The 26,317-nt window shown below is 64.7% G+C and carries 21 protein-coding genes; 14 read left to right on the top strand and 7 right to left on the bottom strand.

Features of this window, described 5'->3' with window-relative positions; all coding sequences use genetic code 11:
- Window positions 1-169: 169 nt before the first annotated feature.
- The gene (locus tag ACYQ4T_RS23990) at window positions 170-718 is read left to right on the top strand and encodes a TRAP transporter small permease subunit (protein ID WP_459859130.1); all 549 of its coding nucleotides are present in this window, start codon (window positions 170-172) and stop codon (window positions 716-718) included.
- 12 nt (window positions 719-730) lie between these two features.
- A complete protein-coding gene (locus ACYQ4T_RS23995) occupies window positions 731-2,368 on the top strand; it encodes a TRAP transporter large permease (RefSeq protein ID WP_459859131.1) in 1,638 nt (545 codons plus the stop codon).
- Window positions 2,369-2,420: 52 nt separating this feature from the next.
- Here ACYQ4T_RS23995 and ACYQ4T_RS24000 read toward each other — a convergent pair whose 3' ends face one another.
- Entirely contained in the window at window positions 2,421-3,545 is a 1,125-nt protein-coding gene (locus ACYQ4T_RS24000) for a TRAP transporter substrate-binding protein (RefSeq protein ID WP_459859132.1), read from the bottom strand.
- Window positions 3,546-3,764: 219 nt separating this feature from the next.
- Here ACYQ4T_RS24000 and ACYQ4T_RS24005 point away from each other — a divergent pair, with 219 nt between their 5' ends.
- The 5 genes from ACYQ4T_RS24005 (at window position 3,765) to ACYQ4T_RS24025 (ending at window position 9,361) form a co-directional block, all read left to right on the top strand.
- On the top strand, window positions 3,765-4,997 hold the full coding sequence (locus tag ACYQ4T_RS24005) for a polyamine ABC transporter substrate-binding protein (RefSeq protein WP_459859133.1): 1,233 nt from the start codon (window positions 3,765-3,767) through the stop codon (window positions 4,995-4,997).
- Between the two features lie 230 nt (window positions 4,998-5,227).
- Complete coding sequence (locus tag ACYQ4T_RS24010) at window positions 5,228-6,358, top strand: polyamine ABC transporter substrate-binding protein (RefSeq protein ID WP_459859134.1); 1,131 nt, start codon at window positions 5,228-5,230, stop codon at window positions 6,356-6,358.
- An 8-nt stretch (window positions 6,359-6,366) separates the two neighbouring features.
- A complete protein-coding gene (locus ACYQ4T_RS24015) occupies window positions 6,367-7,512 on the top strand; it encodes an ABC transporter ATP-binding protein (protein ID WP_459859135.1) in 1,146 nt (381 codons plus the stop codon).
- An 8-nt stretch (window positions 7,513-7,520) separates the two neighbouring features.
- Window positions 7,521-8,522, top strand: coding sequence for an ABC transporter permease subunit (locus ACYQ4T_RS24020; RefSeq protein ID WP_459859136.1), 1,002 nt, complete (start codon window positions 7,521-7,523; stop codon window positions 8,520-8,522).
- Window positions 8,519-9,361 carry an ABC transporter permease subunit gene (locus ACYQ4T_RS24025; RefSeq protein WP_459859137.1) on the top strand — a complete coding sequence of 281 codons (843 nt, stop codon included), beginning with the start codon at window positions 8,519-8,521 and terminating at the stop codon, window positions 9,359-9,361. Before ACYQ4T_RS24020 ends, ACYQ4T_RS24025 begins: the two co-directional genes overlap by 4 nt.
- Here ACYQ4T_RS24025 and ACYQ4T_RS24030 read toward each other — a convergent pair whose 3' ends face one another.
- Window positions 9,362-10,561, bottom strand: coding sequence for a PQQ-dependent sugar dehydrogenase (locus ACYQ4T_RS24030; protein WP_459859138.1), 1,200 nt, complete (start codon window positions 10,559-10,561; stop codon window positions 9,362-9,364). It abuts the gene before it with no gap.
- Between the two features lie 22 nt (window positions 10,562-10,583).
- Window positions 10,584-11,060 carry a DUF992 domain-containing protein gene (locus ACYQ4T_RS24035; RefSeq protein WP_459859139.1) on the bottom strand — a complete coding sequence of 159 codons (477 nt, stop codon included), beginning with the start codon at window positions 11,058-11,060 and terminating at the stop codon, window positions 10,584-10,586.
- Window positions 11,061-11,678: 618 nt separating this feature from the next.
- On the opposite strand from ACYQ4T_RS24035, the gene ACYQ4T_RS24040 reads away from it, so the two are divergent.
- Complete coding sequence (locus ACYQ4T_RS24040) at window positions 11,679-11,933, top strand: hypothetical protein (protein WP_459859140.1); 255 nt, start codon at window positions 11,679-11,681, stop codon at window positions 11,931-11,933.
- A 199-nt stretch (window positions 11,934-12,132) separates the two neighbouring features.
- Here the strand turns inward: ACYQ4T_RS24040 and ACYQ4T_RS24045 are convergent, their stop codons facing one another.
- From ACYQ4T_RS24045 to ACYQ4T_RS24055, 3 genes are all read right to left on the bottom strand, one after another.
- The gene (locus ACYQ4T_RS24045) at window positions 12,133-13,659 is read right to left on the bottom strand and encodes a trimethylamine methyltransferase family protein (protein WP_459859141.1); all 1,527 of its coding nucleotides are present in this window, start codon (window positions 13,657-13,659) and stop codon (window positions 12,133-12,135) included.
- 143 nt (window positions 13,660-13,802) lie between these two features.
- On the bottom strand, window positions 13,803-14,825 hold the full coding sequence (locus tag ACYQ4T_RS24050) for a hypothetical protein (protein WP_459859142.1): 1,023 nt from the start codon (window positions 14,823-14,825) through the stop codon (window positions 13,803-13,805).
- 101 nt (window positions 14,826-14,926) lie between these two features.
- Window positions 14,927-15,667, bottom strand: a complete 741-nt coding sequence (locus ACYQ4T_RS24055) for a 4Fe-4S dicluster domain-containing protein (protein ID WP_459859143.1) — start codon at window positions 15,665-15,667, stop codon at window positions 14,927-14,929.
- Window positions 15,668-15,717: 50 nt separating this feature from the next.
- Between ACYQ4T_RS24055 and ACYQ4T_RS24060 the strand changes: the two genes are divergently transcribed.
- Window positions 15,718-16,308, top strand: coding sequence for an HD domain-containing protein (locus ACYQ4T_RS24060; protein ID WP_459859144.1), 591 nt, complete (start codon window positions 15,718-15,720; stop codon window positions 16,306-16,308).
- A 115-nt stretch (window positions 16,309-16,423) separates the two neighbouring features.
- Window positions 16,424-19,450, top strand: a complete 3,027-nt coding sequence (locus ACYQ4T_RS24065; protein WP_459859145.1) for a response regulator — start codon at window positions 16,424-16,426, stop codon at window positions 19,448-19,450.
- A gap of 3 nt (window positions 19,451-19,453) precedes the next feature.
- Here the strand turns inward: ACYQ4T_RS24065 and ACYQ4T_RS24070 are convergent, their stop codons facing one another.
- Window positions 19,454-20,464, bottom strand: coding sequence for a GlxA family transcriptional regulator (locus tag ACYQ4T_RS24070; protein WP_459859146.1), 1,011 nt, complete (start codon window positions 20,462-20,464; stop codon window positions 19,454-19,456).
- A gap of 535 nt (window positions 20,465-20,999) precedes the next feature.
- Between ACYQ4T_RS24070 and ACYQ4T_RS24075 the strand changes: the two genes are divergently transcribed.
- Genes ACYQ4T_RS24075 through ACYQ4T_RS24090 form a run of 4 tightly spaced genes read left to right on the top strand, consistent with a single transcriptional unit; the run spans window position 21,000 to window position 26,199 of the window.
- Window positions 21,000-22,253, top strand: coding sequence for a sarcosine oxidase subunit beta family protein (locus tag ACYQ4T_RS24075; protein WP_459859147.1), 1,254 nt, complete (start codon window positions 21,000-21,002; stop codon window positions 22,251-22,253).
- A gap of 13 nt (window positions 22,254-22,266) precedes the next feature.
- A complete protein-coding gene (locus ACYQ4T_RS24080; RefSeq protein ID WP_459859148.1) occupies window positions 22,267-22,569 on the top strand; it encodes a sarcosine oxidase subunit delta in 303 nt (100 codons plus the stop codon).
- Entirely contained in the window at window positions 22,566-25,580 is a 3,015-nt protein-coding gene (locus tag ACYQ4T_RS24085; protein ID WP_459859149.1) for a sarcosine oxidase subunit alpha, read from the top strand. Before ACYQ4T_RS24080 ends, ACYQ4T_RS24085 begins: the two co-directional genes overlap by 4 nt.
- Window positions 25,573-26,199 carry a sarcosine oxidase subunit gamma gene (locus ACYQ4T_RS24090; protein ID WP_459859150.1) on the top strand — a complete coding sequence of 209 codons (627 nt, stop codon included), beginning with the start codon at window positions 25,573-25,575 and terminating at the stop codon, window positions 26,197-26,199. The genes ACYQ4T_RS24085 and ACYQ4T_RS24090 overlap by 8 nt, the downstream gene beginning before the upstream one ends.
- The last annotated feature ends 118 nt before the right edge of the window (window positions 26,200-26,317 follow it).

Below are 26,317 nucleotides of genomic sequence, written 5' to 3' on the forward strand. Positions count from 1 at the left end.
ACGCGCCGTTCGGGTATCGCAAACGGCCGGCGCGCCGCGCTTGCGGTCAAAACAATAACTTGCGGTCAGTGGAGGACGTTCTGGGGAGGCCGTGACCGGCAGGAACCTGACGTCATAACCGGATAGTCACCCGGTCCTCGCGGACCGAGAGGAAGGGGAACGCCAAGCCATGGGCGCATTGCTCGCCGTCAGCCGTGCGATCGACCGGGCCAACGCCCTGATCGGCCGCCTCGTCATGTGGCTCATCCTGGCCGCGACGCTGGTCAGTGCCGCCAATGCCGTCTCGCGCAAGGCCTTTGATCTCTCCTCGAATGCCTTCCTCGAGCTGCAATGGTACCTGTTCGGAGCGGCCTATCTCTTCGCCGCGGCCTACACGTTGCAGCGGAACGAGCATATCCGGATCGACATCATCTCCAACCACTTGCCGAAGGCGGTTCGCCACGCGATCGAGCTGTTCGGCCATGTCTTCATGCTGCTGCCGTTCTGCGCGCTGATGCTCTGGGAGACCTGGCCCAACATGATGGAGTCCTATCGGATCGGCGAAGGCTCCAGCAATTACGGCGGGCTCATCGTCTGGCCGGCCAAGGCCTGCATCGTCGTCGGCTTCGCGCTGCTGTTCCTGCAGGGCATCTCCGAGCTCATCAAGCGCATCGCCGTGATCGCGGGTGTCATCCCTGAGTTCCAGGAGGCTCACCACACGCCCCTGGCGGTCGAGTAGCGGGGAAGACGCATGGAAGCCTTCCTCATCGCGAACATGGCGCCGATCATGTTCGCTTCGCTGGTCGTGGTGCTGCTGCTCGGCTACCCGGTCGCCTTCGCCCTCGCCTTCAACGGCCTGCTCTGGGGCATCATCGGCATCTCGGTCGGCCTGTTCCACCCGACCTTCTTCCAGGCCCTGCCGGAGCGCATTTTCGGCGTGATGGGCAACGAGACCCTGCTCGCCATTCCCTTCTTCACCTTCATGGGATTGATCCTCGAGCGATCCGGCATGGCCGAGGAGTTGCTCGAGACCGTCGGACAGCTGTTCGGGCCGATCCGCGGCGGCCTCGCCTATGCGGTGATCTTCGTCGGCGCCCTGCTCGCCGCCACCACCGGCGTGGTCGCGGCCTCGGTGATCGCCATGGGCCTGATTTCGCTGCCGATCATGCTGCGCTACGGCTACGACCGGCGGCTCGCCAGCGGCGTCATCGCCGCCTCCGGCACGCTGGCGCAGATCATCCCGCCGAGCCTGGTGCTGATCGTCATGGCCGACCAGCTCGGCAAGTCGGTCGGCGACATGTACGAGGGTGCGATCGTTCCGGGCCTTGTTCTCTCCGGCCTCTATGCCGGCTACATCCTGCTCGTGACGCTGATCAAGCCGCATTTCGCGCCGGCTCTGCCGAAGGAATTCCGGACGCTGAAGGGCTTCCAGCTGCTGGTCCGCGTGATCGTCGCGCTGGTCCCGCCGCTGATCCTGATCTTCCTGGTCCTGGGCACGATCTTCATCGGCGTCGCCACGCCGACCGAGGGTGGCGCCATGGGTGCGGTCGGCGCGCTGGCGCTGGCCGCGATCAAGCGCCGGCTCAACTGGGGCATCGTCCGCCAAGCCCTGGAATCGACCACCAAGCTTTCGGCCTTCGTGCTGTTCATCCTGATCGGCTCGCGCGTCTTCAGCCTCACCTTCTACGGCGTCGACGGCCATGTCTGGGTCGAGCACCTGCTGACCGGCCTGCCCGGCGGCGTGATCGGCTTCCTGCTCGTGGTCAATGCGCTGGTCTTCGTGCTTGCCTTCTTCCTCGATTTCTTTGAATTGGCCTTCATCGTCGTGCCGCTGCTGGGGCCCGCTGCGGCGCATCTCGGCATCGACCTCATCTGGTTCGGCGTGCTGCTCGGCATCAACATGCAGACGGCCTTCATGCACCCGCCGTTCGGCTTCTCGCTGTTCTATCTCCGCTCGGTGGCGGCCAAGGTGCCTTATAAGGATCGCGTCACCGGCCAAATGACGGCGCCGGTGACCACCGGCCAGATTTACTGGGGCGCGATTCCCTTCGTCTGCATCCAGATCCTGATGATCGGCCTCACCATCGCCTTCCCCGGCATGGTCATGCGCTATCAGGATGTCGATCACAGCGCACCACCGGCCGCGGTCGATACGCAGCAACCCTCGGGCGGCCCAGACTTCAACACCGGGCAGCCGAATTTCGGCGCCACGCCCGCACCGGCGCCGGAGAACGGCGCGCCCGCCGCGCCCAATTTCGGCACAACGCCAGCACCGGCGCCTTCGGGATCGGAAGCACCGGCCGACGGGCCGAACTTCGGCACGCCCGCGCCGGCACCCGCCGAAGGACAGCCGGATTCCGGGCCGAACTTCGGCACCCCGTCCGGGTAAAGAGAAAGGGCTCCGGATTGCTCCGGAGCCCTCTTCGCTCGAGCGTTAGGGCTTACTGGTTCAGCTTGCCGGCGCGCTGCTGGTTGTACATGAAGTTGTCGTAGGTGCCGTCGGCAACCTGGAACCAGAGATATTCCTCGTTGCGGAAGGCCTTCACGGATTCGAACACCTTCTTGAAGTCCGCGCTCTTCTCGCTCATCTCGTTGCAGGTCTGCTGCGCGGCATCGAAGCAGGCCGAGAGGATCTCGTTCGAGAAGGCGCGCAGCTGCACGCCGCGGCCTACCAGCTCGCGCAGCGCCTTCGGGTTGAGCGCGTCATACTGCGCCTGCATGTCGACGTTAACATAGGCCGCCGCGGTCTTCAGGACCGTCTGGTAGCTCTTCGGCAGCTCGTTCCACTTGTCCTGGTTGACGAAGGCATGCAGCGTGGCGCCGCCTTCCCAGAAACCGGGGTAGTAATAGAACTTCGCCACTTTGTCGAAGCCGAGCTTCTGGTCGTCATAGGGACCGACCCATTCCGCGGCGTCGATCGTGCCCTTTTCCAGGGCGGGATAGATGTCGCCCCCGGGGATGTTCTGCGGCACCACGCCCAGCTTGGCCATGACCGCGCCGCCGAAGCCGCCGACCCGGAACTTCACGCCCTGCATATCGGCGACGGTCTTGATCTCCTTGCGCCACCAGCCGCCCATCTGCGCGCCGGTATTGCCGCAGGGGAAGCCGACCATCTTGAACTTGGCGTAGAAGTCGTCCATCAGCTGATTGCCGCCGCCGTAGTAGAACCAGGCGTTCTGGCCGCGGCTGTTGAGGCAGAACGGCACCGCCGCGCCGAAGGCGAAGGTCGGCTCCTTGCCGAAATAGTAGTAGCTCGCGGTATGCGCCATCTCGACGGTGGCGTTCTGCACCGCATCGACCACGCCCGGGGTGGGGACGATCTCGCCGCTGGCGAAGACCTGGATCTGGAACTTGCCGTCGGTCATCTCGCTGACAGCCTTTGCGAACCGCTCGGCGCCGCCGTAGATTGTATCCAAGGCCTTGGGGAAGCCCGAGGTCAGGCGCCATTTCAGCTCCGGCGCCGCTTGCGCGATGGCGGGCGCCGCCACGGTCGCGCTGCCGCCGGCTGCTGCCGCAACCAGGCCTGCATTCTTGATAAATGAGCGACGATTAGACCGATGATTCATGTCCCCTCTCCTCCCTGTGGAGCTTTGTTGAGGGGCCGAATTTCCCGCAATTACCGGTGCTTCGCAAGTTCGACTATCGTCGCGGTTCAATACCGCCTCGGTTGACTTTTCCGCCATGGGCGAGGACAAATGCGCATGGATTTGCTGGCGTGGACCCGACTCCGCGCCCGAGACAGTCGAAATGACCCAATCCGCTGAGACCCAAACCTGGAGGACATCGTGAGAGCATTTTCGATTGGCACGGTCGCGATCGTGTCGGCGCTGCTACTGGCCGGCTGCGGCAAGGAAGAGAAACAGGAATCGTCCCAAGCCGAGCAATCGAGCAGCGCCGCGCCCGCGACCACCAACGAAGCGGCCACGACCCCCGCTCCGGCGGCCACCCAGGAAGCGGCCGCCACGCCGGCCGCGTCCGATAGCAGCGGCGGCAAGGTCAATGTCTACAATTGGTCCGACTATATCGGCGAGCACACCAACGAGAATTTCACCAAGGCGACCGGCATTGCCGTCACCTATGACGTGTTCGACTCCAACGAGACGCTGGAGGCCAAGCTGCTGGCCGGCAACACCGGCTATGACGTGGTGGTGCCGTCGGGCGCCTTCCTCGGCCGCCAGATCGCGGCCGGCGTGTTCCAGAAGCTCGACAAGTCGAAGCTGCCGAACATCGCCAACATCGACCCGGTGCTGATGAAGGCGACCGAAGCCTTCGATCCCGGCCATGAATACTCGGTGCCCTATTTCTGGGGTACGGTCGGCATCGGCTACAATGTCGACAAGATCAAGGCGGCGATGCCGGAGGGTGCGCCGACCGACAGCTGGGATCTCGTGCTGAAGCCGGAAGTCGTCTCCAAGTTCAAGGATTGCGGCGTCACCATGCTCGACGCGCCGAGCGACATCCTGCAGTCGGTGCTGATCTATCTCGGCAAAGATCCGCATACCGAGAAGGCCGAGGACTATGCCGAAGTCCAGAAGGTCCTGACCGCGGTCCGGCCGAACATCAAGTATTTCCACTCCTCCAGCTACATCAACGACATCGCCAACGGCGAGATCTGCCTGGCGATCGGCTGGAACGGCGATTTCGGCATCGCCCAGACCCGCGCCGACGAGGCCAAGAACGGCGTGAAGATCCAGTATGTCATCCCGAAGGAAGGCGCACTGCTCTGGGTCGACAACCTCGCCATGCCCAAGGACGCGGCCAATGTCGAGCAAGGCCTGAAATACATCAACAACATGCTCGATCCGCAGGTCGCCGCGGACAATGCCAACTATGTGCATTACGCCTCGCCGAACAAGGCCGCGGTCGACAAGGGCCTGATCGCCGAGGAAGACAAGAACAACCCGGCGATCTATCCGCCGGCGGACGTGATGGCCAAGCTCGCCGGCGACAAGGTCGCCTCGCCCGAGCTCGACCAGCTGCGAACCCGCACCTGGACGACGATCAAGACCGGCCAGTAAGCCCGCCTCGATCGTGATCGCATCGAACCCCGCGTCCAGCCTCTGGGCGCGGGGTTTTTCTTTTCCCGAAGGCTCGGAATGGGCTGCGATTGACAATCCGGTCCCGGACGCGGTCTGATGACGGCGGGGCTACAATGACGTTCCGGTTGCAATCCGGACGCTGATAACAGGGCGTTCTGTCGGAATTCCGCTTGGATTCCAAGGGGCCGGCTCTCTACAGGGAGGGTGCGATGGCGCAATCGACCGCATGGCCAAGGGCGATGGCTTGGGCCGCCGCCTTGGGCACGGGGATTCTGCTGTCGATGCTTCCGGCCGCGGCCCAGGAGACGGACGCAGAGAAGATCCTCAATGTCTCGAACTGGTCCGACTATATCGATATGGAGACGGTGAAGGCGTTCGAGAAGGAATACCGGATCAAGGTCAACTACGATACCTATGACGGCGACGAGACCCTGGAAGCCAAGCTGCTGACCGGACATACCGGCTACGACGTCGTCTTCCCTTCCTCCAACTATTTCGCGCGCGGCATCCGGACCGGGCTCTACATGAAGCTCGACAAGACCGCGCTCGGCAACATGAGCAACATCGACCGCTGGATCCTGGACCTGCTCTCCAAGCAGGCCGATCCCGGCAACCAGTATGCGGCGCCGTACAACTACGGCACCAACGGCTTCACCTTTAATGTCGACATGATCCAGAAGCGCATGAAGAATGCGCCGGTCGACAGCCTGAAGATGATCTTCGATCCCGAGGTGCTGTCGAAGTTCCAGGATTGCGGCATTTCCTTCCTGGACTCCCCGGAGGACGTGATCCCACTGGCGCTCGCCTATATGGGCAAGAACCCGACCTCCCAGGACGGAGCCGACATCAAGGCGGCGGTCGATATGCTGATGAAGGTCCGGCCCTATATCCGGAAGTTCGACTCCGCCGGCTATCTCAACGACCTGCCCAACGGCGATCTCTGCATCGCGATGAGCTGGTCGGGCGACTATGCGACCGCGACCCAGCGCGCGATCGACGCCAAGATCAAGATCAACCTCGCCTACACCATACCGAAGGAAGGCACCAACATCTGGTTCGACGCCATGGTGGTGCCGAAGGATGCGCCGCATCCGAAGAACGCCATGCTGTTCATCGACTTCATGATGCGGCCCGAGGTGGCGGCGGCCAATACCAACTTCACCTATTATGCGACCGCCAACATGGCGGCGATGAAATACGTCAACAAGGACATCCTCGACAATCCGGCGATCTACCCGGACCCCAAGGTCATGGCCAACGGCTATCCCAGCGTCGTGCGCGACGCGGAAATCCAGCAGCTCATCACGCGGGAATGGACCCGCTTCAAGACCGGACAATAGGAAGCATCATGGCAGCAGAGAAACCGGCCCACAGTCTCACCAGCACGCCTTGGAAAGAGCCGGGTGCCGAACCCTACATCCGCATCGAGAACGTCACCAAGAAATTCGGCGACTTCGTCGCGGTCAACGACGTCTCGCTCAACATCTATCGCGGCGAGCTGTTCTCGCTGCTCGGCGGCTCCGGTTGCGGCAAGACCACGCTGCTTCGCATGCTGGCGGGCTTCGAGGAGCCGAGCTCCGGCAAAATCTATATCGACGGCATCGACATGGCCGGGATTCCGCCCTATGCGCGGCCGACCAACATGATGTTCCAGTCTTATGCGCTGTTCCCGCACATGACCGTCGAGGCCAACGTCGCCTTCGGCCTGAAGCAGGACAAGGTACCGGCCGGCGAGATCAGGGAGCGCGTGAAGCAGATTCTCGACATGGTCCAGCTCACCCAGTTCGCCAAGCGCAAGCCGCACCAGCTCTCCGGCGGCCAGCGCCAGCGCGTGGCGCTCGCCCGCGCTTTGGTGAAGGCGCCGAAGCTGCTGCTGCTCGACGAGCCCTTGGGCGCGCTGGACAAGAAGCTGCGCGAGGCGACCCAGTTCGAGATCATGAACATCCAGGACAAGCTCGGCATCACCTTCATCGTCGTGACCCACGACCAGGAAGAGGCGATGACGCTCTCGACCCGGATCGGCGTCATGCACCAGGGCCAGATCGTCCAGATCGGCACGCCGCAGGAGATCTACGAATACCCCAACACCAAGCATGTCGCCGACTTCGTCGGCTCGGTCAACCTGTTCGAGGGCCGGCTGATCGAGGACGAGCCCGATCACGTGCTGATCGATTCGCCCGACGCCGGCGGCCGGATCTACGTCGATCACGGCATCTCCTCCTCGCCCGGCGCCCAGGTCTGGGCGGCGATCCGACCGGAAAAGATGACCCTCACCAAGGGCGAACGCGGCGAGCCCTACAACTGCCTCAAGGGCACGGTCAAGGGCATCGCCTACATGGGCAACCTCTCGATCTACCTGGTGGCGCTCGACAGCGGCAAGGAGGTCAAGGTGACCATGCCGAACCAGATGCGGGCCGCCGAGCAGGAAATCGGCTGGGACGACCGGGTCACCTTGACCTGGCACGCCAACTCTCCTGTCGTGCTGATGTCGTGAGGGGCAACATGAGCGACGAAACGACGTTGGGCAACAGCCGCCTGCACCGCGCCCCCGGCGCCCAGAGCATCCGGCGCGTACTGAGCGCCCTCGGATTCAGGCCGCGCACGGCGGTGATCCTGATCCCCTATCTCTGGCTGACGCTGTTCTTCCTCATCCCATTCCTGATCGTGCTGAAGATCAGCTTCGCGCGTCTCGCGATCGCGCAACCGCCGTTTACGTCGCTCTTCATCTGCGCCGATCCGGCCTCAACCTCGCTGATCGGCTGCTTCTTTTCCGGCGAACTGGACCTGCAGCCCTCGCTCTCGGCCTATGGTTTTCTGTTCAGCGAGCCGCTTTACTTCAAGGCCTACTGGAACTCGGTGCAGACCGCGTTCTGGTCCACGATCTACTGCCTGCTGATCGGATATCCGATCGCCTATGGCATCGCCCGGTCGGGCCCCACGATCCGCAATGCTCTGCTCATGCTGATCATCCTGCCGTTCTGGACCTCGTTCCTGATCCGGGTCTATGCCTGGATCGGGCTGCTGAAATCCAACGGCGTGATCAACAACGTGCTGATGTGGACCGGCCTCATCGATGCGCCCTTGCCGATGATGAACACGCAGTTCGCGGTCTACATCGGCATCGTCTATTCCTACCTGCCGTTCATGATCCTGCCGCTCTACGCGAACCTGGAGAAGATGGACCTGACGTTGCTCGAGGCGGCGGCCGATCTCGGCTGCAAGCCGTTGAAGGCTTTCTTCATGATAACGGTACCGCTGTCCTTCCCCGGCATCGTCGCCGGATCGATGCTGGTCTTCATCCCGGCGGTCGGCGAATACGTGATCCCCGAGTTGCTCGGCGGCTCTAACACCGTGATGATCGGGCGCGAGCTCTACAACGTCTTCTTCCAGAACCGAAACTGGCCGGCGGCATCCGCGATCGCCATCATGGTCCTGCTGCTGCTCGTGGTGCCGATCACCTTCTACCAATACTACCAGAACAAGGAAGCGGAGGCCGGCAAATGACCAAGCGGCTCTCCTGGTTCATCATCCTGGTGATGGTGCTCGGCTACATCTTCCTCTATGGGCCAATCATCTCGCTGGTCGTGTTCTCATTCAATGCGTCTAAGCTGGTCACCGTCTGGGGCGGGTTCTCCACCCAGTGGTACGGCTCGCTCATGCACAACGACCAGATCATCAACGCCTTCATTCTCAGCCTGAAGATCGCGATCATCAGCTCGACCGTCGCGACGATCCTCGGCACGATCGCCGGCTATGTCCTCGCCCGCTTCGGCTTGTTCCGCGGCCGCATCGTCCTGTCGGGCATGGTGACCGCACCACTGGTCATGCCGGAAGTCATCACCGGTCTTTCGATGCTGCTGCTGTTCGTCTCCATGGAACAGCTGATCGGCTGGCCGCAGGGACGCGGGCAGTTGACGGTAACCATCGCCCATATCACCTTCACGATGTCCTATATCGCGGTGGTGATGCAGTCGCGCTTCTCCACGCTCGACATCTCGCTCGAGGAGGCGGCGCAGGACCTCGGGGCCAGGCCGCTGAAGGTGTTCTTCGTGATAACCCTGCCGATCGTGGCGCCGGCCATCGTCTCCGGCTTCCTGCTGGGCTTCACCATTTCGATCGACGACCTGGTGATCACGGCCTTCACCAGCGGTCCTGGCGCCAACACGCTGCCGATGGTGATCTTCTCGAAGGTGCGCCTGGGTCTCAATCCGGAGATCAACGCCTTGGCCAGCCTGATCATCGCGGTCGTCGCGACCGGTGTGATCGCCTCCACGATCTACATGGCCCAGGCCGAGAAGCGCCGGCAGCGCGACATGCAGATGGCGGTGCAGGCGAACGAGTAGCTATTCCTTGCTGAGGCGGAGGACCGTGCCGTTATGGTCCTCCGTCACATAGAGGGCGCCGTCGGCGCCGGCCTTGAGATCGGTCGGTGCGCCGTCGGGGTTCACCCAGTCGAAGACCAGCTCCTTGGGCTGGTTCAGCGGCCGGCCATCGGCGTCGATCGGGAACCAGACGATGCGGTGGCCGGTGTCGCGATAGCCGTGATAACCGACCGCAAGGCCGCCGTCCCAATAGGCCATGCCGAGCGGCGCCGCATGGGCCGGCAGCGGGACCAGCGGCGGGTGATAGCCGCTGCAGTCCTTGCCCTTGTATTCGGGACTGGCGATGTTGGCGCCGTAGCAATAGGGCCAGCCGTAGCGGCCGCCGGCGGTGAGCTCGTTGATCTCGTCCGGCGGCAGATCATTGTCGTTGGGGAGATCCGGCATCAGGTCGTCGATGCTGTCGCGGGCATTCTCGCCCTGCAACACCACGCCGCTCTCGGGAAACTCCACCAGCGCCAATGAATTGCGCAGGCCCTCGGCGAAGACGATCCAGCCCTTGGCCTTCCCGGTCGCCCAGTCGAACTCGTACTCGCGCACCAGCCCATGGCCGGCCGGCGCCCTGGTTTCCGGGCAGATCTGGTCGGGCTTCGGCAGATCGCCGTTGGCACGTTCGCAATTGTTGCTGGCCGAGCCGACATTGACCAGCAGCGTCTTGCGCTGGGTGAAGATCATGCTGACCAACGGATGACGGCCATCGCCCGGCGGGCCCTTGACCGCGGACTTGCCGCCGATGACGTCCTCGACGGTCTTCTCCGGGTTACCGAGGTCGAAGCGCTTGATGCCGCCGACCACGCCGACATAGATCTTGCCGTCCGGCCCCAGCACCAGCCCATGCGGCTGCTTCAGGCCTTTCAGGATCTGCTTCTTCGCATAGCCGCCCTTGCCGTCGGGCGTGAGCATCGTGATCCGGCCGTTCTTGGTGCCCCAGCCGATCATCTCGGCAACCAGGACCCGGCCGTCTTTGAGCGGCAGCAGGCCGCGCGGAAACTTCAGGCCTGACGCAACCAGGCCGACGCAGAGGCCGGGCGCGGCGTGAATGCCGGTGACTTTCGGCAGGCCGGCGCAACTGCCGGAGACCGGATACGGCCCTTGCGGCTGCGCAAGAGCATGCGCGGACGACAGCGCGAGCGCTGCGGCGGCCACGACAAGGATCGAACGCATGATCGGGTCTCGGGCGGTCAGGCTACTTGCCGGCTTCCAGGGTGATGGAGGCAATGCCCGCGGCGACGTTCAGCCCGATGCCGCCGGTGATGCTCAAGGGCTGAAGGGCGATCTGCTTCGAGCTGCCGCCGAGCAGCACGTTGGCGCCGAGGCCGAGGCCGAGCTCCACCTCGCCGCTGACGCCGCCGTAATGGCCGGCCAGCGATCCCTTGGAGACCTGGCCGGGCGCGAACACGCCCCAGATGATCCGGCTCTCGGTCGTGAAGCCGATATCGACGCCGTATTTGTTGATCTCGCCGCTGTAGCGCTCGGTCTCGCCGTTCGCATGCTTGAAGATGCAGTCGAGATCCTTGGAGGATCCGAAGATGAAGCCGACGCCGCCGGAGACATGACAGGAGAGCGCGCCGACATTCACGCTGTTCTCCGCCTCGGCCGGAAGATTCCCGAACAGGCCAAGCAGACCGACCCCGAGCATCGCCGCCGCAACACGCGCCTTCATCGCTTCCCTCTCTGATCCGCATCCCTCACTGAACGGCCAAGTTTAGCATGGCCGCCCAACCGCAACCAATGCCGGGCGGGCCGGTTCTCCCCCGGTTTTCCGCGGCTTTTCAACCATCCGAATGTGTTGTTGTTCAACGGTTTTCGAGTCTTGACCACGTGTGGAGCGGCCTTGTGATCGCGGTCACAGAACTTTTGCCCGGCTGTGACTACCTTACTGATGCGAGGCGGGAACTACACCCAACCGTCCCCACGGACCCGCCTCGAGGTCACAGGCGCCCGACGTTCATCCCCGTCGGGCGCCTTCCTCGTTTTAGGCTCCACCGAGCTTCCCCACGCCACTCTGTCTCCACCGGCACCGTTCTCACGGCACCGTTCCGCCTGCGCTTGCATGCGCAGCTTCCGCCCCCTTCGCGCTTCAGCCGGCGCGTTTGCCACGCCGCCCGGTGACCCGCGTCACAGCGCTCCACCCGGAGTCGCAGGCCGCAAGTCCCGGATCCAATTCAACAAACCTCCGATCAAAGGAAAATTCGCGGCGCACGAACCTGGAGGGGCCGAGGCCGCACCAATAACGCAGAGGCTCGGTTGTCGAACCTCTTCAAAACGGGAGACCCTGACCATGTTTACCAAGAAGATCACTTTCGCGGCTTGCGCCGCTGCGCTGTCGGCCACTGTTCTGGCGAGCAACGCACATGCCATGGAATGCTCCGAGATGACGGGCAACCAGCTCCTCGCCGCGATCGAGCGTGGCCAGTGCGAAGTGCAGACCGTCGGCAGCACGCACACCATCGTCGAAAGCGACCGCTGGATCCGGATTTCGCGCAATGCGGCTTCGTTGAGCGGCAGCGCGGGGAGCCGTGGTTACGGGTACTAAGGCCGGAGATGAGCTCCGTGATCTGCCGTGCCGTTCTCCGGGAGACGGCACGGCAGTACGGAGGATCTGCTCAGCAATGCCCCTTGAAGCGATTTGGGCTGAAGCAGCTTTGACGCAGCACTTTTCACCCTGCGGCGGCGCGACATGGCGCGGCGCCGCCCGGACGATCGCAAGATCGAGCTCTGTTCCGTAAGATCCATCAGGCGGCCTTGACGCCGCCCGCTTCCTTCCGCCGCGCCACGAAGTCGCGCAACGCCTCGTCGATCGCCGGGTCAAGCGCCGGCGCGGCGAAATCGGCCAGCGCCTGCTTCCAGATCTGATTGGCCCGCTGCGCGGTATCCAGCGCGCCGGCCAGGCGCCAGTTCTCGAAATTCCGCCAGTCCGACAGCAGCGGCGAGTAGAACGCCTTCTCGTAGCGCGCCAGTGTGTGCTGGGCGCCGAAGAAATGGCCGCCGGGGCCGACTTCCTTCATCGCCTCGAAACCCAGCGTATCCTCATCGACCACCAGCGGCTGCATGAACTCGGCCATCGACTGGATGAGCTCGACATCGACCACCAGCTTCTCGAACGAGGCGACCAGGCCGCCTTCCATCCAGCCGGCGCCGTGCAGAATGAGATTGGCATGTCCCATCACCGCACCCCAGAGCGACATCTCGGATTCGTAGGCCGCCTGGGCATCGACCGCATTCGCCGCGCAGGCATTGCTGGAGCGATAGGGCAAGCCGTAGCGCCGCGCCAGCTGGCCGCCGACCAGTGCCGCGCGGGTATATTCCGGCGTGCCGAAGGCCGGGGCGCCGGTCTTCATGTCGACATTCGAGGTGAAGCCGCCATAGACGCAGGGTACGCCGGGATTGACCATCTGGATGAAGGCGATGCCGGCCAACGCCTCGGCATTCTGCTGCGCCAGCGCGCCCGCAACGGTGGCCGGGGCCATCGCGCCCGAGAGCGTGAACGGCGTCAGCACGACGGGTTGCCCGTGGCGCGCCATCGCCATCAGGCCTTGCAGCATCGGGATATCGAGCCGCAGCGGCGAATTGCTGTTCACGATCGAGAAGACGCTCGGCTCCCGGGCCAGCTGCGCCTTGTCGATGCCGCGGGCGATGCAGATCATCTCGATCGCATCCTCGATGCGCTCGCGGCCGAGCGAATAGGGATGCCAAATCTTGTCGGTCAAAGTGATCGCCGCGTAATGCGCGTCGAGATGCCGGGTCGCGGGTGGGAGATCGGCGGGCTCCACCGGATAGCCGCCGGTGAACTGGATGACGTTGAAGGTCTGCACCAGCTTCAGGAGATCGCAATAGTCCGAGAAGTTGCCCGGCCGCCGGCCGCGGTCGAGATCGGACACGTTCGGCGCCGAAGCCACCGAGCCGAAATTGATGTGGTTGGCCCCGAAGGTCAGGTTATGTGCCGGGTTGCGCGCATGCAGCGTGAATTCCCGCGGCGCCTTGGCAACATGGCTGAGCACCAGCTCGCGCGGCATGCGCACGCGGGTGCCGTCCGGCTGAACCTCGGCGCCTTGGCGCTTCAGGATCGCGCGCGCCTCGTCGTCCAGGAACTCGATGCCGAGCTCCTCCAGGATGCGCAGGGAGGCGTTGTGGATCGCCTCCAACTGGTCGGCGGTGACCGCCTGGATGGGGCTATAGGGATTGCGGTAGGTGCGCCACGGCAGCTGATTCAATCCGCGCGCGGCGCGGCGTTCACGCCGGGGACGTTGTTCTCTGGACATGGATTTGCGCTAGGGCCTTGTTTCTGGAACGAAACTCGGATGGGACCCTAGCAGACCGACCCATTGAGCCATGCCCCAGAAAAGCTCATCCGGGCGATGCCGGTTCGGCATGCACCCGGATGGGATGGAAAGTCGCGGCTGGATTACTGTGCGTCGGCCAGGACGGTCGGCGCCCCCTCGGCCTTCTTCAGCTTCACCTTCACGGTGGTGGTGCGGCCGGCCTTGATCGACAGCTTTTCCACGCCCCAGAGATCGCCCTGGCGCGCGACCACGAGATAGTTGCCCTCGCGGATCAGGAGCTGCGGCGAGGCATCGGCGCTGCTGGTGACGAGCTGATAGGAGCCGTCGGCGGCAGGCTTCGCGCGGACGATCTGCCAGGAGACACCCTTCTTCATCGTGGTGCCGCCGACGTTGGCCGCGCTGAGCTTCGCGTTACCGGCGTAAAGGTTGATCGTGTAGGTGTAGGACTGGTTCGGCGCCAGCGGGATCACCAGATCGGACTGCGTGCCCTTGTAGGCGGCGCGGATCACGTAGCTCCCGGCCGGCAGGTTGAAGGTCGCTGACGGCGCGGTCTTCTCGGCAACGAGCTGACCGTTCTCGGTGACGCCCTTCGAATAGGTGAAGACCTGCCAGGCGATCGGATCGCTGATCGCGCCGCGACCGGAATTGGGAATCATGCCGATCGTCAGCTTGGTGTTCGGCTTCACGATCACCTGCGCCGGCTTGGCGGCGGGCGCCGCCGCCTTCTGCACCAGCGGCTGCACAACCGCGGTGGCGGGCGCACCCGAGCTCGCGGTTGCAACCGCGGTGCCGAGGTTGGTCGCCTTCACCGCCGCATTGGCATTGCTGACGACGATGTTGCGGGTCTCGGCGGCGGAACCGACCACCAAGCCCTGCTTGATGTTGATGGTGCCGCGGATCGCCTGGATCATGTAATGGCCGGGGCTGAGCTCGGCCTTGAGCACCGGATCGTTTCCGACCGCCGCCGGCGTCGGCACTTCCTTGCCCTGGTTGTCGAGGCGCATCACGCGCCATTGCACGGGTTCATTGAGAACGGCGCCGCCCGGTCGATCGACGGCGTTCAGCGTAACGGGGCTGGCAAATGCCGGCAAAGCCGCGAAGACGAGGGCTGCCGCAAGCGCCAGCCGACCAAATCGGATGCCCACGCGAAGGACTCCCCTGAGAGGTGAATTACTGGCCGATTGATACCCCGATGAATCCGGCAAAGACAAGGCAAATTCTGGAATCGGCTCAACAAATCATCGTGTTAATAGACACTCTCCGAATCCGCCGGGTGTGAAACCCGCAGCCCGCGCCCGCGCAGAAAGGCCGCCATATGGAAGGCCATCGCCCGATCCGGGTAGACGAAGCCCGCACCCACCGGACAGGCCCGCCGGGCGAGACAACCGCTTGATCGGCAGGCCTTCCCTGCCGCGCTCGCCACATGCTGGCCGCAGTTATCCACAGCATAGCCTGCCGTTGTCACGGCCCCGACCGGGCAGGCCGTGAGGCAGGGCTTGTCGGCGCAATTGTCGCAGGGATGGGCGCCGCGCGGCGGGGCCGGCAATTCCAGGACTTGATCGAAAACAAGTGCCGCGCGGTAAGCATGCCAGAGACCGAACTCGGGATGGATCAGCACACCCAGCGGCGACGGCTTCACCCCTTCGGCCCGCATCGCCCACCGCTGGAACGGCAGCCAGGGCGGTCCATCCGAGGGAAAGGCGGCGCGGGCGCCGAGACGATCGGCGATCGGCAGCACGATCCGCCGCGTCCAGTCGTCCAGCGGATTAGCACCAGCGCTTTCCCCCACCGAAAAGAAGGCGTCGTAAAGCGCCGCCCCCCCATTGCCGATCAGAAGCAGGAAGCGGCTCCGCTTCGGAGATGCCAAATCGGGAAAGCCGGCGAGGCCTTGCTCGTCTTCGTCGGTCAGCGCGAAGCCGCCGCGGATCAGCATGCCGTGCGGCCGCAGCGCTGCAGTCAGTTCAGCCATATTGCCCTTGTCGCTCATCGGCCGGGACTCTACGCTGCCCACCCGACATGACCAAGCGGAGAGACGCAATGGACCGCGCGACGGAATTCGGCACCATCGATTTCATCAATATGGCCGACGGCACGCGCGCGGAATACGAGCTGCTGGAGCGTCATTATCGCCGGTTCACCGATGCACTGCCCGATCGGCTGATGACCCATCTTTCGCTGCTCTCCGGCGACCTCATGGGCTACAAGATCGACCGATTCCAGCACTCGCTGCAATCCGCGACCCGCGCGCAGCGCGACGGCGCGGCCGAAGAAATGGTGATCGCTGCCCTGTTGCACGACATCGGCGACACGATCTCGCCGGAGAACCATTCGGAGCTCGGCGCCAGCGTATTGCAGCCCTATGTCAGCGCGAAGACGCACTGGATCATCAAGCATCACGGCCTGTTCCAGGGTTACTACTACTTCCACCACCTCGGGGGCGACCGCAACGCGCGCGACCGCTTCCGCGGCCATCCGATGTTCGAGGACTGCGCCGATTTCTGCGAGCGCTGGGACCAGAATTCCTTCGATCCGGACTACGACACGATGCCGCTCTCCGCTTTCGAGCCGGCGCTGCGCCGGGTTTTCTCGAGAAAGCCGTTCGGCGATCACGTCGGCGAGCCGGTCTAGGATTCCGCGGCCCGGCCGGTGACCGTCACGCGGCATCCTCGCGCAAAGGCAAATGGGCTAAGCTAAGCCGCATGGGGGAACCGGATCTGTGATGGTCGACGGCGAGGAGTCCTCCTTGAGGCCGGCCGATGCCGAAGCGTCGGCGCCGCGCTTCCTGCAGGGCGGCGGCGAGATGGGTGCGCGCATGCGTGCCCATGACTGGACGGCATCCTCGCTCGGCCCGCCCGAGACCTGGCCCCAGCCGCTCAAGACCGCGCTGCGCCTGCTGCTGAATACCGGCCACCCCATGTATATCTGGTGGGGGACCGAGCTCCTCTGCTTCTACAACGACGCCTACCGGCAATCGATCGGCGCCGAGCGCCATCCGGCCTCGCTGGGGCGGCCGGGCCGCGAGGTCTGGGACGAGATCTGGGAGATCATCGGCCCGCAGATCGACCAGGTCATGTCCGGCGGCGGCGCCACCTGGCACGAGAACGCGCTGGTGCCGATCACCCGGAACGGTCGACGCGAGGAGGTCTACTGGACCTATAGCTATGGCCCGATCGACGACCCCGATGCACCGACCGGGGTCGGCGGCGTGCTGGTGGTCTGCACCGAAACGACGAAGACGGTGCTCGCGGAGCGCCAACGGGCGCAGGAGATGGAACGGCAGCGCCGTCTGTTCGAGCAGGCGCCGGGCTTCATCATCATCATGCAGGGTCCCGATCACATCGTCGAATTCATCAACGACGCGCACCACCGGATCTTCAACAGCGCGCACTGGATCGGCAAACCGATCCGGGAGGCCTTTCCCAGCATCGCCGGTCAGGGTTTCTACGAGTTGCTGGACCAGGTCTATGCCACCGGCCAGCTCTACGAAACCACCGGCGCGGAGGTGCGCTACCGTCGCTCACCCGACAGCCCCGAGGAAACCCGCTACCTGACCTTCAACTATGCGCCGCTGATCGGCCATGACGGCCAGACCACCGGCATCTTCTGCGAGGGCTTCGACGCAACCGAGCAGTACACCGTCGGCCAGGCACTGCGGCACAGCGAGGAGCAGCTGCGCCTCTCCACCGAGGCCGCCGAGATCGGCCTCTGGGACGTGGACGTGGTCGCCGGCCTGCTGTTCTGGCCGCCCCGGGTCAAGGCCATGTTCGGCATTTCGCCGCATGTTCCGGTCTCGATGACGGATTTCTACGACGGGCTGCATCCGGACGACCGGGAACGCACCGCAGCCGCCTTCGCCGCTGCCTGCGATCCGGCGCGCCGCGCGCTCTACGATGTCGAGTACCGGACCATCGGCAAGGAGGATGGCGTCATCCGCTGGGTGGCGGCCAAGGGCCGCGGCATCTTCGACGAGAAGGGCGCCTGCGTGCGCGTGATCGGAACCGCGATCGACATCACGGCCCATAAGCAAGCCGAAGCGCAGCGCGTCTTCATGCTGGAATTGAGCGATGCCTTGCGCGGCGGCGGAACCGACCCTGCGCTCGACGCCGTCTCCGGTCTGATGGGTCGCTATTTCGCCGTCAATCGCGTCGGCTACGGCCATCTCGATCCCGACGAGGATGTTTTCGACTACACGGTCTGCTGGACCGACGGAAAGACGGTGCCGCTGCTGGGCCGATTTCCGGCCAAGGCTTTCGGCGCCAAGATCGTCGCCAAGCTCCAGGCCGGTGAAACCGTCGTGGTCGAGGACCTGCTGCATGACGCCCTGAGCGACGAGAGCTGGACCCGGGAAACCGCCGCCAAGGTGGACACCCGCGCGATCCTGGTCGTGCCCTTCGTCCGCGGTGGCCGGCTACGCACCATCGTCTACCTCAACAGCACCCCGCCCCGCCGCTGGACCGCGGAAGAGATCGGTTTCATGCAGGAGGTCGCCGAGCGGACGCGCCAGGTGATCGAGAAGAGCGAAGCGGAAGCCGCGCTTCAGGCCCTGAACGCGACCTTGGAGGCGCGGGTCGAGGAGCGAACGGCGGCGCTGCGCGCGGCGGAAGAGGCGCTGCGCCAGTCGCAAAAGATGGAGGCGATCGGCCAATTGACCGGCGGTGTCGCCCACGATTTCAACAACCTTCTCACCATCGTCACCGGCGGGCTCGACATGATTCGGCGGCAGCTGCCGAAGCTGCCGGCCTCAGATGCAACGGCGCGGATCGAGCGGGCGCGCGACATGTCGCTCGAAGGCGTGCGCCGCGCCACCGTGCTGACCAGCCGGCTGCTGGCATTCTCGCGCCAGCAGCCTCTCTCCCCCGAGGTCATCGACCCGAACAAGCTGGTTGCCGGCATCGCCGAGCTGCTGCGCCGGACGCTCGGCGAGACCGTGGAGCTGGAGACGGTGCTGGGCGGCGGGCTGTGGCGCACCGAGGCCGATGCCAACCAGCTTGAGAGCGCATTGGTCAACCTGGCGGTCAATGCGCGCGATGCGATGCCCCAAGGCGGCAAGATGACCATCGAGACCGCGAACGCCTCGCTCGACGCCGCTTATGTCGCGAGCATTGCGGACCCCGTCACCGAAGGCCAATACGTCATGATCGCCGTCTCCGACACCGGCACCGGCATGGACCGCAAGACCTTGGAACGGGCCTTCGACCCGTTCTTCACCACCAAGGAGGTCGGCAAGGGCACCGGCCTCGGCTTGAGCCAGGTCTACGGCTTCGTCCGCCAGTCGGCGGGGCATGTGAAGATTTGCAGCGAGCCCGGCCAGGGCACGACGGTAAAGATCTACCTGCGGCGCAGCCGCGGCGATGAAGCTCAGCCCAATGAATCATTGCCGGCAGCGGCTGCGCAAGCCCTCGGCCGCGAGAGAATTCTGGTGGTCGAGGACGACGCGGCGCTGCGCGACTATTCCTCCGATATCCTCAAGGAACTCGGCTATCACGTGACCCAGGCTTCGAACGCGGAAGAGGCCTTGAAGGCGATCGAGGGCGGCACCTTCGATCTGCTGTTCACCGACGTGGTGATGCCGGGCAGGATGAACGGCCGCCAGCTCGCGGACGAGGCCGCGCGGCGGCAGCCCGGCCTCAAGGTGCTGTTCACCACCGGGTATTCACGGAACGCGATCGTCCATCACGGCCGGCTCGACGTCGGCATCCAGATGATCAGCAAACCCTTCGCCTATGATGAACTGGCGGCGAAAATCCGGGCGGTGCTGGACGGCGCCTGAGCTCTACTCCACCCCAGCCAGCACCGGTGGCTCGACGGCGCTGCGCTGCACCGGGCCGGCGCGCTCGCGGCGCGGCGTCTTGCCGAAGAAATCGCGATAGCACTTGGAGAAGTGCGAGGCCGAGACGAAGCCGCAGGCCAGCGCAATATCGATCACCGACATGTTGGTCTGCAGCAGCAGCAGCCGCGCGCGGTTGAGCCGGAGCTCGACGTAATAGCGCGCCGGTGACTTCTTGAGATACTTGGCGAACAGCCGCTCCATCTGCCGGCTGGAGAGTCCGGCCGCATCGGCGAGATCGCCGCGCGACAGCGGCTCCTCGAGATTGGCCTCCATCTGCTGGATCACCTGGATCAGCTTCGGGTGCCGCACGCCAAGCCGCGCGGTCAGCGCCATGCGCTGGTGGTCGTGGCGGTCGCGGATCCGCTCGTGGATGAACTGCTCGGAGACGGCGGCGGCCAGCTCATGGCCGTGCTGCTGGCCGATCATGTTCAGCATCATGTCGAGCGCCGCGGTGCCGCCGGAGCAGGTGAAGCGGTTGCGGTCGATCTCGAACAGCTCGGCGGTCGCCTCCACTTCCGGGAAATTCTCGGTGAAGCTCGCCAGATTCTCCCAGTGGATGGTGCAGCGATAGCCGTTCAGCATGTTGGCCTTGGCCAGGATATGGCTGCCGGTGCAGAGCGCGCCGATATCCGCACCCTGCCGCTCCGCGCGGCGCAGCACCGCGAAGACGTTGCGGTCCTCGTAAAGATGCCCGTCGATGCCGCTGCAGAGGATCACCGTGTGGTAGTTCAGCACCTGGTCGACCGCGCCTTCCGGCGTCAGCGGGATGCCGTTGCTGGCGGCGACCGGTTTTCCATCGGGCGTGAAGAGGTGCCAGCGATAGAGCTCCTTGCCGCTGGCGCGGTTGGCGAGCCGCAACGGCTCCACCGCCGAGGTGAAGGCGATCATGGAAAAGTTGGGCACCAGCAAGAACGCGATCTGCTGCGGCAGCTTGGCCGGAAGGTCCCCGAACATGAAACGACACCGCCTTCTGATGGCTTTTGAAGCGACTAGCCCATTTGCGTCATATCGCCCGTCGAGCACATGACCGGAAACGACGCCAAAAGGATAAAGCGCGACGCTTATAGACCCCTCAAATCCCCTCGCCAAGGACAATCGGCCCGCAGCTGAAGCAAATCGCAAGAGCCAGCACCGGCTGGGGATATTTTCTGCAATCATGATTAATATCAATCAATTAACTATAGCCGTTCTCAGCAGCGGAGGGGCCTCTCGCGCGGCTCGAATGAGAAAAAGCCATAGCAAAACTGCGGTTTTGGTGGATGCACGCGGGTTTCGCCGGCCAAAGCGACGCTCTCAGGCAAAATCGGCAGCAGCCCGCTCCCGGCCTGCATTCGGGGCCTGATCCGCGTCCTTTCAACCACTTGGACCGGTGAAGCGGATTGACGCTGCGGCGGGTTCGCGACATTAGATGCCGCGCGGTCATTTGAACGACAGCCACCACCTTGGCAGTATCCGCGCCGAATCCAATGGCGCTCCCCCGGGGACAAGCATGAAACAGGCCTATTCGATCTTCACCCTGGTGCGGAACGCGCTCAATTATCACCAGGACTGGCAGGAAGCCTGGCGCAGCCCCGAGCCCAAGCGCGAATACGACGTCCTCGTCATCGGCGGCGGCGGGCACGGCCTCGCCACCGCCTACTACCTCGCCAAGGAGCACGGCATCACCAACGTGGCGGTGCTGGAGAAGGGCTGGCTCGGCGGCGGCAATACCGGCCGCAACACCACCATCGTCCGCTCCAACTATCTCTGGGATGAATCGGCGCATCTCTATGAGCATTCGTTGAAGCTGTTCGAAGGTCTCTCCCAGGACCTGAACTACAACGTCATGTTCTCGCAGCGCGGCTTGCTCAACCTCTGCCACACCGAGCATGACATGCAGGCGACGCGGCGCCGAGTCTACGCCATCCAGATGAACGGCATCGATTCCGAGATGCTAACCCGCGAACAGGTCCAGGAGATGGTGCCGATCCTCGACTGTTCGCCCAAGGCGCGCTACCCGGTGCTGGGCGCCAGCCTGCAGCGCCGCGGCGGCGTCGCCCGGCATGACGCAGTGGCCTGGGGCCTTGCCCGCAAGGCCGACGAGCGCGGCGTCGATATCATCCAGAACTGCGAGGTCACCGGCTTCGACATCGTCAACGGCGTCGTCAAAGGCGTCCAGACCAACAAGGGCCCGATCGGCGCCAAGAAGATCGGCATCGTCACCGCCGGGCATTCCGGCGTGATGGCGGGCCTCGCCGGCTTCCGCCTGCCGGTCGAGAGCCATCCCTTGCAGGCTTTGGTCTCCGAGCCGATCAAGCCGATTCTCAACACCGTCGTCATGTCGCCGCAAGTCCACGTCTACGTCTCGCAGTCCGACAAGGGCGAGTTGGTGCTCGGCGCCGGCATCGACTCCTTCAACTCCTATGCCCAGGCCGGCTCGCCGCCGATCATCGAGAACCAGCTCAACGCGCTTACCGATCTCTATCCCTGCTTCAGCCGGCTGCGGATGCTGCGGCAATGGGGCGGCATCGTCGATACCTGCCCGGATGCCAGCCCGATCATCGGCAAGACACCGGTCGAGAACCTGTTCATCAACTGCGGCTGGGGCACCGGCGGCTTCAAGGCGACGCCGGGCTCCGGCAATGTCTTCGCCCATACCATCGCGCGCGGCGAGCCGCACCCCCTGGCGGTGCCCTTCGCGTTGGAGCGCTTCACCACCGGCTATCTGATCGACGAGCACGGCGCCGCCGGCGTCGCGCATTGAAAGGTCGCACCCAATGTTCGTGATCCACTGCCCCTATTGCGGCCCCCGCGACGAGCACGAGTTCGGCTACGGCCACGAGGCGCATATCGCCCGCCCGACGCTCGAGCAGCAGAAGACGATGTCGGACGCCGAATGGGCCGATTATCTGTTCCTGCGCACCAACCCCAAGGGCGTGCATTTCGAGCGCTGGGTCCACACCAAGGGCTGCCGCCGCTGGTTCAACGTCGCGCGCCACACCGTCACCCATGAAATCCTGAAGGTCTACAAGATGGGCGAACCCAAACCGGACATCGCGATGGAGATGAAGCCGCGATGAGCCAGACCAATCGCCTGAACGCCGGCGGCCGCATCGACCGCAGCCGCCCGGTCACCTTCAGCTTCGACGGCAAGAGCTACAGCGGCTTTGCCGGCGACACGCTCGCCTCGGCTTTGCTCGCCAATGGTGTGCGCCTGGTCGGGCGTTCGTTCAAGTATCACCGCCCGCGCGGCATCGTCACCGCCGGTGCCGAGGAGCCGAACGCGCTGATCCAGCTCGGCACCGGCGCCCGCACCGAGCCCAACACCCGCGCCACCCAGATCGAGCTCTATGACGGTCTCGTCTCCGAGAGCCAGAACCGCTGGCCCTCGCTCGGCTTCGACATCGGCGCGGTCAACAGCCTGATCCACCGCTTCATCCCGGCCGGCTTCTATTACAAGACCTTCATGTGGCCGGCCAAGGCCTGGCTGTTCTACGAGAAGTTCATCCGCAACGCCGCGGGCCTGGGTAAGGGCCCGACCGAGGCCGATCCCGACCGCTACGACAAGCTCTACGCGACCTGCGACGTGCTGGTGATCGGCGCCGGCCCGGCGGGCCTCGCCGCGGCGCTCGCCGCGGGGCGCACCGGTGCCCGCGTCGTGCTCGCCGACGAGCAGTCGGAGTTGGGCGGATCGCTGCTGAGCGAGAGCATCGCCACGGTGAACGGCCAGCCCGCCTCTGCCTTCCTCGCCGAGGCTCTGCGCGAGCTCGGTGCACTGCCCGAAGTGAAGCTGCTGCCGCGCACTACCGCTTTCGCCTATTACGACCACAATGCCATGAGCCTGGTCGAGCGGCTGACCGACCACCTCGGCCCGACACCTGACAAGCCAAGACAACGGCTGTGGCGCATCCGGGCCAAGAAGATCATTCTCGCCACCGGCGCGATCGAGCGGCCCCTGGTCTATCTCGACAACGATCGCCCCGGCTGCATGCTGGCCTCGGCGGTGCGCACTTACGTGAACCGCTACGGCGTCATGCCGGGCCGCCGCGTGGTGCTGATGACCAATAACGACAGCGCCTATCGCGCGGCCCTCGATCTCGCCAATGCCGGCGTCACGGTCCCGGCAATCGTCGATCTCCGCGCCGAAGCGACCGGCCCGCTGGCCTCGGCCGTCCGCGAGAAGGGCATCGAGATCCTGGCCGGCCATGCGATCATCAAAGTCTATGGCGATCAGGGCGTGAAGGAGGTCGAGGTTGCGCGCCTCGCCGACGACGGCAAGACCGTCACCGGTTCCACCCGCCGCATCTCCTGTGACTGCGTTGCTTCCTCCGGCGGCTGGCAGCCGACGGTGCATCTCCACTCCCAAACCCGCTCCAAGGTGAAGTGGGACGATGCGATCAATGCCTTCGTCCCGGGCGACATCATCCCCGGCCAGAACTTCGTCTCCATCGGCGGCGCCCACGGCGTCTTCGATCTCGCTTCCTGCCTGACCGAAGGCCATGTCGCCGGCACCAGTGCCGCGCTCGAAGCCGGCAATGGCGGCAACGCCGGCGCCGCGCCCTCGGCCGAGGCCGGCGCTGAAGAGCAGCCGCAGCGACCGCTCTGGATCGTCCCCTCCGAGAAGCCGGTCGGCCAGGGCGGCAAGCATTTCATCGACTACCAGAACGACGTCACCGCCGCCGACGTGATGCTGGCACATCGTGAGGGTTATCGCTCGGTCGAGCACCTGAAGCGCTACACCACCATGGGCATGGCGACCGACCAGGGCAAGACCAGCAACGTCAACGCGCTGGCGATCATGGCGGGCCTGCGCAATGTCGACATCCCTGCGGTCGGCATCACCACCTATCGCCCGCCCTACACGCCGGTGACCTTCGGCGTGTTCTCGGGCCGCGACAAGGAGGAGTTCCTCGAACCGGTGCGCAAGACCCCGATGCACCAGTGGCATGTCGACCACGGCGCCAAGTTCGAGCCGGTCGGCCAATGGCACCGCGCCTGGTACTACCCGAAGCCCGGCGAGAGTATGCATGACGCGGTCAACCGCGAGGTCAAGGCGGCGCGTACTTCCGTCGGCATCGTCGATGCCTCGACCCTCGGCAAGATCGACGTGCAAGGTCCGGATGCCGCCTGGTTCCTGGACATGGTCTACACCAATGCCTGGTCGAAGCTCGGCATCGGCAAGTGCCGCTACGGATTGATGTGCGGCGAGGACGGCATGGTGTTCGACGACGGCGTCACCAGCCGTCTCGGCGAGAACCACTTCCACATGACCACCACCACCGGCGGCGCGCCGCGCGTCATGGCCTGGCTGGAAGAATGGCATCAATGCGAATGGCCGGAGAAGAAGGTCTACTTCACCTCCGTGACCGAGCAATGGGCGGTCATGGCGATTGTCGGCCCGATAGCGCGCAAGCTGCTCGCCGAGGTCTGCAGCGACATCCCGCTGGATGACGCCTCCTTCCCGCATCTCTCCTTCAAGGAAGGCACGGTCGCCGGCGTGCCGGCGCGGGTCTTCCGCATCACCTTCACCGGCGATCTTTCTTACGAGATCAACGTGCCACCGTCCTATGGCCTGCATGTCTGGCGCGCCTTCATGCAGGCGGGCGAGAAATACGGCATCACGCCCTACGGCACCGAAGGCCTGCACGTGCTCCGCGCCGAGAAGGGCTTCGTGATCGTCGGCCAGGACACCGACGGCACCGTGACGCCGCAGGATCTCGGCATGGACTGGATCATTTCCAAGGCCAAGCCGGATTTCATCGGCCGCCGCTCGATGCTCCGCTCCGACACCGCGCGCCCGGACCGCAAGCACCTGGTCGGCCTCCTGACCGAGGATCCGAAGGTCGTGGTGCCGGACGGCGCGCAGATCGTAGAGCATCTCAAGGACAAGCCGCCGATGACCATGCTCGGCCATGTCACCTCCAGCTATTGGAGCCCGAACATGGACCGCTCGATCGCCATGGGCCTGGTGAAGAACGGCCGCAACCGCATGGGGCAGACGCTCTATGCCTGCTGGGAGAACAACCGGGTGAAGATGAAGGTGACAGAGCCGAAGTTCTTCGACCCCGAAGGAGCGCGCGTCAATGGTTGAAGCCTATCAGCGCCGCAGCGCCCTCGCCCATTTCGGCCTCGCCGCCCTCGCCAGCCGGAAGAGCGACGGCGCCGGCATCACCCCCCCTGGAATCACCCTGGGCGAGAGCGCGCACCGCGCCATCATCAACATCCGCGGCGATGCGAACGACGGCGCCTTCAGCGCGGCGGTCAAGCACGCCACGGGCTGCGAGCTTCCGCTCGTCGCCAACACGGTCGCGCAGGCGGGCGATGTGCGCATCCTCTGGCTCGGCCCCGACGAATGGTGGGTGGTCGGCGCCGATGCCCGGCGCCAGGGCCTGATCGACGGGCTGCGCCAGGCCTTCGCCGGCCAGCATACCAACGTGACCGACGTCTCGGAGAGCCGCACCGTCATCACCCTCGGCGGCCCGGCCGCGCGCGACGTGCTGGCCCGGGGCATCAGCAACGATCTCCATCCCCGCGCCTTCGGTCCCGGCCAGTGCCTCCAGACCAGCCTCAGCCGCGCCAATGTCCTGCTGCACCAGACCGACAACACGCCGGCTTATGAGATCTACGTGCTGAAGAGCTTCGCCGACTATCTCTGGCGCTGGATCGGCCTGATCGCCGAAGACTTCGGGATGAGCGTTCGCGCCGACTGACGATCGTTCTCTCTATTCGTCATCCCCGGGCTTGGCCCGGGGACCCCTGAGTTCCTTCGCGACATGACTCAGGGGTGCCCGGGCCAAGCCCGGGCATGACGAACGAGTTTGATGCGAC

This window comes from Dongia sp. agr-C8 (assembly GCF_054658695.1).

What these genes read in the sequence shown, in the direction of transcription:
- ACYQ4T_RS23990 (WP_459859130.1), top strand. Translation starts at nt 170, where the DNA reads ATGGGCGCATTGCTCGCCGTCAGCCGTGCGATCGACCGGGCCAACGCC.
- ACYQ4T_RS23995 (WP_459859131.1), top strand. Translation starts at nt 731, where the DNA reads ATGGAAGCCTTCCTCATCGCGAACATGGCGCCGATCATGTTCGCTTCG.
- ACYQ4T_RS24000 (WP_459859132.1), bottom strand. Translation starts at nt 3,545, where the DNA reads ATGAATCATCGGTCTAATCGTCGCTCATTTATCAAGAATGCAGGCCTG.
- ACYQ4T_RS24010 (WP_459859134.1), top strand. Translation starts at nt 5,228, where the DNA reads ATGGCGCAATCGACCGCATGGCCAAGGGCGATGGCTTGGGCCGCCGCC.
- ACYQ4T_RS24015 (WP_459859135.1), top strand. Translation starts at nt 6,367, where the DNA reads ATGGCAGCAGAGAAACCGGCCCACAGTCTCACCAGCACGCCTTGGAAA.
- ACYQ4T_RS24020 (WP_459859136.1), top strand. Translation starts at nt 7,521, where the DNA reads ATGAGCGACGAAACGACGTTGGGCAACAGCCGCCTGCACCGCGCCCCC.
- ACYQ4T_RS24025 (WP_459859137.1), top strand. Translation starts at nt 8,519, where the DNA reads ATGACCAAGCGGCTCTCCTGGTTCATCATCCTGGTGATGGTGCTCGGC.
- ACYQ4T_RS24030 (WP_459859138.1), bottom strand. Translation starts at nt 10,561, where the DNA reads ATGCGTTCGATCCTTGTCGTGGCCGCCGCAGCGCTCGCGCTGTCGTCC.
- ACYQ4T_RS24035 (WP_459859139.1), bottom strand. Translation starts at nt 11,060, where the DNA reads ATGAAGGCGCGTGTTGCGGCGGCGATGCTCGGGGTCGGTCTGCTTGGC.
- ACYQ4T_RS24040 (WP_459859140.1), top strand. Translation starts at nt 11,679, where the DNA reads ATGTTTACCAAGAAGATCACTTTCGCGGCTTGCGCCGCTGCGCTGTCG.
- ACYQ4T_RS24045 (WP_459859141.1), bottom strand. Translation starts at nt 13,659, where the DNA reads ATGTCCAGAGAACAACGTCCCCGGCGTGAACGCCGCGCCGCGCGCGGA.
- ACYQ4T_RS24055 (WP_459859143.1), bottom strand. Translation starts at nt 15,667, where the DNA reads ATGAGCGACAAGGGCAATATGGCTGAACTGACTGCAGCGCTGCGGCCG.
- ACYQ4T_RS24060 (WP_459859144.1), top strand. Translation starts at nt 15,718, where the DNA reads ATGGACCGCGCGACGGAATTCGGCACCATCGATTTCATCAATATGGCC.
- ACYQ4T_RS24070 (WP_459859146.1), bottom strand. Translation starts at nt 20,464, where the DNA reads ATGTTCGGGGACCTTCCGGCCAAGCTGCCGCAGCAGATCGCGTTCTTG.
- ACYQ4T_RS24075 (WP_459859147.1), top strand. Translation starts at nt 21,000, where the DNA reads ATGAAACAGGCCTATTCGATCTTCACCCTGGTGCGGAACGCGCTCAAT.
- ACYQ4T_RS24080 (WP_459859148.1), top strand. Translation starts at nt 22,267, where the DNA reads ATGTTCGTGATCCACTGCCCCTATTGCGGCCCCCGCGACGAGCACGAG.
- ACYQ4T_RS24085 (WP_459859149.1), top strand. Translation starts at nt 22,566, where the DNA reads ATGAGCCAGACCAATCGCCTGAACGCCGGCGGCCGCATCGACCGCAGC.
- ACYQ4T_RS24090 (WP_459859150.1), top strand. Translation starts at nt 25,573, where the DNA reads ATGGTTGAAGCCTATCAGCGCCGCAGCGCCCTCGCCCATTTCGGCCTC.